Source organism: Marinomonas aquimarina, from assembly GCF_900089755.1.
Lineage (GTDB): Bacteria > Pseudomonadota > Gammaproteobacteria > Pseudomonadales > Marinomonadaceae > Marinomonas > Marinomonas aquimarina.
Window position 1 is genome coordinate 1 of the sequence record NZ_FLOC01000034.1, and the last position, 5,049, is coordinate 5,049.

Sequence of the window (5,049 nt, forward strand, 5' to 3'; positions counted from 1 at the left end):
CGCCAACTCTTTCTAGTTTAAGAAAGTAGGTTGTAAAACTTAGTGTTATGCGGGAATAGCTCAGTGGTAGAGCACAACCTTGCCAAGGTTGGGGTCGCGAGTTCGAGCCTCGTTTCCCGCTCCATTTCTCCTTGTGAGAAATCCTCGAAAGAGGGCGCTTCTACGGAAGCACATGATGTGTCCCATTCGTCTAGAGGCCTAGGACACCGCCCTTTCACGGCGGTAACAGGGGTTCGAACCCCCTATGGGACGCCACCGATTTCTATATGGTGACTCGGTGTTAAACAATGTCACATGAAGTACGCTTCAATCACGTCCCATTCGTCTAGAGGCCTAGGACACCGCCCTTTCACGGCGGTAACAGGGGTTCGAACCCCCTATGGGACGCCATCTTCCTAATCTGATATGATTCACCTTTCTTCTAGAGATCAATCATATGCAGTGGTTCAAGAATTTTAATCCAGACACTTCTATTGCTATTTCTGATCGTGGCTTGGCCTACGGTGATGGGATGTTTGAAACCATCGCAACACAATCTGGCTCCATTCCTGACTTGTTTTTTCACCAAGCTCGTTTATCCCGAGGCTGTAAGCGTTTAGGCTTTGATGTGCCTGCAGAGTTGTGGCAGCAGTGGTGGCTGTTTGTTCAGAAACAGGCTGAACAAACACCGGATTGCGGTATCAAAGTAATCGTCACTCGCGGTAGTGGTGGTCGCGGGTATTTACCGCCTGAAGCGCCAGCATTTGAGTTCTTGGTGGGGGTATTTGACGCACCGAGCTACGTTGCCTTGAAAAAAACGGGGGTGTCCCTGTTGGTGTCGCCGATTAATGCCTCTATCAATCGCTCTTTTAGTGGTCTAAAGCACCTAAATCGCTTGGAAAATGTATTGGCGAAGCAGGCATTGGCTGGTCAAGCCTATGAAGCAGTGCTGTTGGACGCTAATAAGCATTTAGTAGAATGTGTGCAAAGCAATATTTTTTGGGTGAAAAATGGCCAGCTTTATACCCCAGCATTGCATCAGTCTGGTGTGCAGGGTAGCTGTCGCGCAAAAATACTGGCGCGTTTCGAAGGGGTCGTGAACATCGGCTGTTTTGGGCTTGAGGCATTGCGAGAGGCCGAAGAAATCTTTGTTACCAATGCGCTAAGTGGCATTTTACCTGTGACCCAATTTGAACATAATACGCTGGCCATTGGGCCGCTGACACAAAAAATAATGGATCAAGTTTAAGACACATGAAAGTAATTAAATGGCTAGCATTAACTGCTCTGGTTGCGCTGACTTTGGCTGCAGTAGCCGCTGGTTGGGCTTACAATGCTTTGACCAAGCCGATGAATATGACAGAAGTCACTCAGTTTGATGTGACGCCGGGGACATCCATCATCAAATTAGGCAACACGCTAGCGGATAAGGGCTGGATCGAGCACCCACTTTTAGCGCGCTTAGCCTACCAGCTTAACCCTCAAATGGTGCCTAAAGTGGGGAAATATGAGATTCAGCCTGGCATGAATCTGATGGAAGCCTTGGTGTTGTTCGATTCCGGTGACACGGTGTTTTATCCGATTACGTTATTAGAAGGGCATACGTTCCGAGAATATTTAGCGGCGATGCAAGCTAAGGGCAACATTGAAATGACCTTGCTCGAGCTATCCGACAAAGAAATTGCCGAAAAACTGGGTCTGGAGCAAGACTCGCCAGAAGGTATGCTGTTTGCCAACACCTATCGCTACCATGATGGTGATACGGATTTAGATATCCTGAAGCAGTCCCACCAATTGCTGCAGGCGGCGCTGGATGAATTGTGGAGCAATAAGGCCAAAAACTTGCCTTATAAAACGCCTTATGAGGCGCTGATCATGGCATCGATTATCGAAAAAGAAACCGGTGTGCCAGCAGAACGCCCTTTGATTGCTCGAGTGTTTATTAGTCGCCTTGAAAAAGGTATGCGCTTGCAGACAGATCCGACGGTGATTTACGGTATGGGGGAGCGCTATAACGGTAACATTACCCGGGCTGATCTGCGTCGTCATACGCCCTATAACACCTACCAGATTAACGGTTTGCCGCCGACCCCGATTGCCAATGTTGGCAAAGAGGCGATCCATGCGGCTTTGAACCCAGGCGAAACCAAAGCCTTATACTTTGTGGCAAAAGGCGATGGCTCTCATGTGTTCTCAAACACCTTGCGAGAGCACAATGCGGCAGTGGCCGAGTTTCAGCGTTTTAAGCGTCGCAAAGATTACACTTCCACGCCAACCAATTAGAGGCAACAGTTGATGACGGGTAAATTTATTTCTCTTGAGGGCGGTGAAGGGGCTGGAAAAAGCTCTGCAATTAAAGCAATCGAAGCCTGGCTTGAGCAACACAATATCCCTTACTTATTAACTCGTGAGCCGGGTGGTACGCCCATGGCTGAAGAAATCCGTGAGCTGGTGTTGTCTGCTCGTGAGGAAACGGTCGCGGCGAATACAGAACTGCTATTAGTGTTTGCCTCGCGAGTGCAGCACCTCAGTGAAAAGATTCTTCCGGCGATCGCGCAAGGGAAGTGGGTCATCAGTGATCGTTTTGTGGATTCTAGCTACGTCTATCAAGGCATTGCCCGTGGTATTGACGAAACTGTGATTGATGGTTTGACGAATACTTTTTTACAAGGTCAGTTACCGGACAAAACCTTGTTGCTGGATGTGCCGGTCGACATTGGTATGAGTCGTGTGCAAACGCGTGGAGAAGCTAATCGTTTAGACGGTGAATCCTTGGCCTTCCATGAAAAAGTGCGTGCAGGATTCTTAGCGCGGGCTGACCAAGAGCCGTCGCGCTTCGCCGTGATTGATGCCAGTCAGTCTATCGACTCAGTTGAGCAACAAATTATCGCGCAATTGAATCAATTGCTGCTGGGGACAAGTGCATGAGTGGTTTAGCGCCTTGGCTTGAACACACCTATCAGCAGGCTCAACAATGGCGTCTCCAAGGTACATTTCACCATGCGCTGTTAATCAGCGGTAGCAATGGTGTGGGGCAAAATGCGTTTGCCGAGGCCATGGCAAAGCTTTTATTGTGCGAGAAGACCAACAATGCGCCATGTGGCCAATGCCATAGCTGTCAGGTGGCGAAAGCGGACACGCACCCAGATCTATTGGTGCTGGATGGCCAAGAGGGCGGTATTCGGGTAGACGCCGTGCGTCAAGTGGTGGCCAAGGTCGCCAATAAACCACAATTAGGCTATTCCAAAGTGGTGTTGTTGCATGAGGCCCATCAAATGAACGTCAATGCCGCCAATGCCATCCTAAAAGCCTTGGAGGAGCCACCGTCCTCCACCTTCTTTATTTTGACCAGCCACACATCGCGTGCGTTAATGCCGACCATTTTGAGTCGTTGTCAGCGTATGACGCTACCGACGCCTTCTCCGGAGCAGGTCAATCAATGGTTGTTAAATGAGGCAAAAGTCGATGCCTCCAAACTGCTTTGGTTCAGTCAAACGCCATATCATCTATTGGCCTTAACGCAGTCGCCAAGTTTTGACATGCTGCAACAGTTGCCAGCTTGGTTAGCAGATTGGCTTAACGGTAACCTGCGTACCGATGAGTTGGCCGGCAAGGCCAATAAAGACGCCACGGCTGACTTTATCGATGGCCTGTTAGCGTTATTGACCCAGGCGGTGCAATACACAGTCACAGGGCAATGCCATGAACAGATTTTGGCTGCGGTGACGGGGTTATTGGCCCGTTACGATATTTATCGTTTGATGACCTTTATTCAGCAGTTGACGGAATTAAAGGCACAGCTTGATAAAACTCATTTAAACCCCACTATACAAATTATTGGCGAATTAAATTCTTGGTAAGGTAAATGTTAGTAGATTCTCACTGTCACTTAGACAAACTCGACGTAAACGCTTATGACAATGGTGTACAAGGCGCTATCGATGCCGCGAGAGATAACGGCGTAAATCAGATTTTAACGATTTCGGTAGATCTAGACAGCTTTGAGAATGTTTACAGCTTTACAGAGCGTGCCGGCATTATTGCCAGCTGTGGCGTGCATCCGCTACACAAAGACGGCCTATTGAGTGCCCCTGATCGTTTATTTTACTTGGCGTCACGGGATAAAGTAGTGGCCATTGGTGAAACCGGACTGGACTACTTTTACGACAAAGAGCCTGAGCTACACGTCGCTCAAAAAGACAGCTTCGCAGTGCATTTGGACGTAGCAGGGCAGCTAAAATTGCCAACGATTATCCATACTCGTGATGCCAAACAAGACACACTCGATATCATCAAATCCCATGGCGATGCCGATGTCGGTGGTGTGCTGCATTGCTTCACTGAAGATTACGCCATGGCGAAAAGTGCCTTAGATTTGAATTACTTAATTTCTATCTCTGGCATTGTGACCTTTAAAAATGCAGAGGATTTGCGTGACACGGTACGCAAATTACCATTAGAGTCATTAATAGTAGAAACGGATTCACCGTACTTAGCACCCGTGCCTCATCGAGGCAAAAAGAATGAGCCGAAATACGTTCGCGATGTGGCTCAATTCGTCGCAGATATTAAACAAATCAGCTTACAAGAGTTGATGGATATTAGTTCGGCAAACTTCCATCGTAAGTTTTCCAAGGTTAACCCAAGCGACGTATTACTTTAATAACAACATAAAAATACAGTGCTTTGTGGAGCAAGGCACTGTCTTCAAAAGGACCTGTTAGATGTCAGAAATGGTTCAGCCTTTAGCGCCGACCGCGCTTGCAGCCAAATTAGAAAGCGGCAAACTTCCCTTCGAAACCTTAACTCAGCTAGAGTCACTTAGTGGTATTTTAGGGCAAGAGCGTGCCGTCGAAGCCATTCAATTTGGCGTGGCTATGCACCGCCCAGGCTACAATATTTATGTGATGGGGGACTCTGGAACGGGTCGCTCATCCTATGTCACCAGCTACCTAAAGAGTGAAGCAAAACGTAAAGACGCACCGAGTGAGTGGGTTTACGTCAATAACTTTAAAGACTACCGTTCACCCAAAGCTATTGAATTTCAACCTGGCCAATCAAAAGAATTTG

At 48.0% G+C, this 5,049-nt stretch carries 6 protein-coding genes and 3 tRNA genes; all 9 read left to right on the forward strand.

Annotated features, from left to right (window positions below):
- Positions 1–49: 49 nt before the first annotated feature.
- Positions 50–124: transfer RNA gene (locus MAQ5080_RS16975), tRNA-Gly, on the forward strand.
- Between the two features lie 55 nt (positions 125–179).
- Positions 180–255, forward strand: a tRNA-Glu gene (locus MAQ5080_RS16980).
- Positions 256–314: 59 nt separating this feature from the next.
- A tRNA-Glu gene (locus MAQ5080_RS16985) sits at positions 315–390 on the forward strand.
- A gap of 46 nt (positions 391–436) precedes the next feature.
- Positions 437–1,228, forward strand: a complete 792-nt coding sequence (pabC, locus tag MAQ5080_RS16990) for an aminodeoxychorismate lyase (protein WP_067213230.1) — start codon at positions 437–439, stop codon at positions 1,226–1,228.
- Positions 1,229–1,233: 5 nt separating this feature from the next.
- A complete protein-coding gene (gene mltG / locus MAQ5080_RS16995) occupies positions 1,234–2,262 on the forward strand; it encodes an endolytic transglycosylase MltG (RefSeq protein ID WP_067213228.1) in 1,029 nt (342 codons plus the stop codon).
- Positions 2,263–2,274: 12 nt separating this feature from the next.
- Positions 2,275–2,907 carry a dTMP kinase gene (tmk, locus tag MAQ5080_RS17000; RefSeq protein WP_067213225.1) on the forward strand — a complete coding sequence of 211 codons (633 nt, stop codon included), beginning with the start codon at positions 2,275–2,277 and terminating at the stop codon, positions 2,905–2,907.
- Entirely contained in the window at positions 2,904–3,839 is a 936-nt protein-coding gene (gene holB / locus MAQ5080_RS17005; RefSeq protein WP_067213222.1) for a DNA polymerase III subunit delta', read from the forward strand. Before tmk ends, holB begins: the two co-directional genes overlap by 4 nt.
- 5 nt (positions 3,840–3,844) lie before the next feature.
- Positions 3,845–4,642: a TatD family hydrolase gene (locus tag MAQ5080_RS17010; protein WP_067213219.1), complete on the forward strand. Its 798-nt coding sequence runs from the start codon at positions 3,845–3,847 to the stop codon at positions 4,640–4,642.
- Between the two features lie 61 nt (positions 4,643–4,703).
- The coding region (locus MAQ5080_RS17015; protein ID WP_156731489.1) for a Lon-like protease helical domain-containing protein at positions 4,704–5,049 on the forward strand (346 nt) is incomplete at its 3' end.

Coding starts and splice junctions, on each gene's coding strand:
- pabC (WP_067213230.1), top strand. CDS start 437: ATGCAGTGGTTCAAGAATTTTAATCCAGACACTTCTATTGCTATTTCT.
- mltG (WP_067213228.1), top strand. CDS start 1,234: ATGAAAGTAATTAAATGGCTAGCATTAACTGCTCTGGTTGCGCTGACT.
- tmk (WP_067213225.1), top strand. CDS start 2,275: ATGACGGGTAAATTTATTTCTCTTGAGGGCGGTGAAGGGGCTGGAAAA.
- holB (WP_067213222.1), top strand. CDS start 2,904: ATGAGTGGTTTAGCGCCTTGGCTTGAACACACCTATCAGCAGGCTCAA.
- MAQ5080_RS17010 (WP_067213219.1), top strand. CDS start 3,845: ATGTTAGTAGATTCTCACTGTCACTTAGACAAACTCGACGTAAACGCT.